This is a genomic window from Nostoc flagelliforme FACHB-838 (genome assembly GCF_014698065.1).
Classification (GTDB): Bacteria; Cyanobacteriota; Cyanobacteriia; order Cyanobacteriales; family Nostocaceae; genus Nostoc; species Nostoc flagelliforme_B.
Genome location: NZ_JACJSI010000574.1, coordinates 1 through 2,995 on the forward strand (window position 1 = coordinate 1; position 2,995 = coordinate 2,995).

Sequence of the window (2,995 nt, forward strand, 5' to 3'; positions counted from 1 at the left end):
GTTCTCTTCAACAGTATATTCTATTACGCGGATAGGAATTCGCGTTGCACCCTTCTTTTTAGACTTACCATCAGGGGCAATCCACGACAAATAAGAACCATCATCAAAAGTTTCAATACTGCTCGGTTAAGGGAAAATAGATGGTGGAATAAAGAATAATTTGTTCGCGTGTAGTTTACGAGAACAAAAACAGCTAAAAACGCTGCTTGTACCTGAAGGCACTCTCGAAAAATTTAATTGTCAATTGCTGGGAATATTTTTAACCTGTTGAACTATAAATTGAGGATGAACAATTTACTGTATCGCCCAAATAATAGATGTATTCAACTTACTTTCCTAAAAATTTTAAAGGATAATAGTTGTCGAAGAGTGCCATTATTTCTATGACATCGTTTTTTACTCTGAAACTTTGAGCGAGTTTTCTTGACGACTCTGGGATTACTTCTGTGCTGTGGTGGTGGAATTTTTAACTCTACAATTTCGTCAGTTAACCAACTAAAAAATACATTAATATCTGGGAATATTTCTACTGCAATCTGGAACAAAGGGATAGCACGTCTAATCACTCTCAGGCTGCCAGTAAAGCTGAGACGTAATGGTGATAATCCTACTTTTTCAGCACTTTGAAACATTAAACAACGTATACAGTAATGTCCCAGTAACCAGCCATAAATTTCTTGGACTACTTCACGAGGATTTTTCGAGCGGATAAGAGTTTTTCGCCATAAAAGATGAACTTTTAATTCATCCAAAGTATTCTCTGCTTCCCATCGCTGGTGATACTCAGTTGCTAGAAGTAAAGGAGGAAAAGTCTTAATATCCATCAAATCGGTAATCAGACGATAAACTTTTTCTATCCCATTCTCTTCAACAACATATTCAATTACACGGATTGGGATTCGGGTTGCACCTTTCTTTTTAGACTGACCATCCGGTGCAATCCATGACTTATAAGAACCATCATCAAAAGTTTGAACGACCTCGAATTTAACGTGAGCTGGTACACGTCCAAGAATATGGCATTTTTGTTTAATTGCGGCATCAACCATCTTGAATGAATGTAGTCCCCTATCCCACATCAGCAACATCCCATCACTAACACTTCGTAATAATTTTAAAGCTCCTTTTCTTTCACCAATTCGATAAGGACTAATGAATGCATCGGTAATTAAATGAGTACCTGCTTCCACCAAAAAAACTAACCTAGCTTTCGGGAATGCCGGATATGTGCCAGGGCGAGAACCAGGATAACCAAATACTCTGGCGTTTTCTTGAGTATCGGGAATGTCCATTACTGTCCCATCTACAGCCATTATTCTCAATCCTCCCAAAAAAGCACCTGGCGTTAAAACTGCTGCTAATGGCTTTGCAACCATCTCAAATAAACGAGTCATTACAGATGCTCCGGTTCGTTGCCGTGCTTCGGTAATTGATGAAGAAGTTGGTGTTTTAAAACGTATTAATTCCGGTATTCGTAAACTGGCAAAACCATGAATCAGATTTTTGAACACCGATACAACAGAGTCCTACTGTCAATTAAGGCAGGCAAGGTGATGCCTTCAACGCTTCTACGTAAGTTGGGTAGTTATAGTAAGAAAAATCGACTTTATCAAGCTTTTCTTGAGTTGGGCAAGGTAGTACGAACAATGTTTTTGCTCGACTATGTTTCTAATGTGGCTCTTCGCCATGAGATTACAGCAATAACGAATATTGTGGAGATGTACAATGCCTTTCTTGACTGGGTGTTCTTCGGTAAGCTGGGAGCGATTACTGAAAATGATCCTATTGAGCAGGAAAAGCGGCTGAAGTATCTTGATTTGGTAGCAAGCGCAGTTATTTTGCAGAATACGGTTGATATGTCGTTGGCTATCCAAATGTTAATGTCACAGGGAGAATTGATTCCTATGCGACACCTTGCTGCTTTGAGTCCCTATGTAACAAGACATATCAAAAGATACGGTGATTATGTAGTGAATTTACATAATATTCCCCAACCATTGGAAGCTGCGATTAATCTGCCACCAGAAATCTTTGAAACATAGATATATCAACAGTTTCCAGACCATCTTGCAGGTTTTTACACGTATCTCGGCTCAATACCTAGTAGGTACGTTGCTTGGTACATTAGAAAAAAATATCCGGGTGTCTCTAGCCCAAATGAACCCAGCTTCCGAATTTCTCAATTCTCTGGCCGCTAGTGATGACCCTGGTATTCCTTACTCAATTATTGCTGGTAATACCTCTATTATTGCCGCAGCATTAGAGGAACAACCACAGAAAAAGTCCAGTATCTTGAAACGGCTACAACAACGTTTATTTAATAAAGTGGTAGAATTATCGTTCTTCGGTGTGCCAAATGATATAGCTGTGAAGGTGGATAGTATCAAGAGTGTTCCTACCGCGCGATCGCATCCTCCCCATATTCAAGAAATACCTTGCGACCACATGAGTTATTTCCTGAGTGAACCTACTGAAGTTGGGTTACAAGCTTTGATTGCTGCGATTACAAGGCATAAATAAACACCAAAAAGGCAAAAGTAGGCTGTTTCATATCTAGCTTTTGCCTATGATTTTTTAACGCAAAGGTAGGCTAAGGTTGGCGCAGGGTTACGCGGATTTTTTCTGTCTCTAAATTATTTTGCAAGGTGTAAAAGTTAAGCTACTTAGTAATAAGATAAAAAATTAGTGTTTGTTGATTTAATTGATGAAGCTTTTAGGAATTACGCTCAATGGTTCCAGACGCTTGACTCAAGCAGTTACAACGATTGGGTCAATCAATTCAAATCTAAGTTGCACTCCTCACTCAATCAGTGGATCAGGGCAAACGCATCTAAATATAGTACACGTATACTAAGAAGCCAAGAAAGGTAGCGATCGCTTTGCAGGGTTAGCGCGTCTCAAACCCTATTGACAAGCGGACTTACCTGATCAGCAGTCAAGTTAGAAACAAAGTGCCACTATCCAGGCTAGGGTAAGATTTAATCCATCTAGCCCC

General features: G+C 39.4%; 3 protein-coding genes and 1 pseudogene. 3 read left to right on the forward strand and 1 reads right to left on the reverse strand.

What is annotated here, in order from left to right:
* Nucleotides 1-323: 323 nt before the first annotated feature.
* Nucleotides 324-1,511, reverse strand: a complete 1,188-nt coding sequence (locus tag H6G97_RS48995) for an IS4 family transposase (protein WP_338422024.1) — start codon at nt 1,509-1,511, stop codon at nt 324-326.
* Between the two features lie 42 nt (nt 1,512-1,553).
* Here H6G97_RS48995 and H6G97_RS49000 point away from each other — a divergent pair, with 42 nt between their 5' ends.
* From H6G97_RS49000 to H6G97_RS56430, 3 genes and pseudogenes are all read left to right on the forward strand, one after another.
* Entirely contained in the window at nt 1,554-2,042 is a 489-nt protein-coding gene (locus H6G97_RS49000) for a Tn3 family transposase (protein WP_190947505.1), read from the forward strand.
* Nucleotides 2,032-2,520 (forward strand): hypothetical protein, encoded by a 489-nt coding sequence (locus H6G97_RS49005; protein ID WP_190947506.1) that lies wholly within the window; start codon nt 2,032-2,034, stop codon nt 2,518-2,520. Before H6G97_RS49000 ends, H6G97_RS49005 begins: the two co-directional genes overlap by 11 nt.
* Before the next feature lie 168 nt (nt 2,521-2,688).
* Nucleotides 2,689-2,859: pseudogene (locus tag H6G97_RS56430) on the forward strand (IS66 family transposase); the annotation flags it as partial.
* Between the last annotated feature and the right edge of the window lie 136 nt (nt 2,860-2,995).

What these genes read in the sequence shown, in the direction of transcription:
- H6G97_RS49000 (WP_190947505.1), top strand. Translation starts at nt 1,554, where the DNA reads ATGCCTTCAACGCTTCTACGTAAGTTGGGTAGTTATAGTAAGAAAAAT.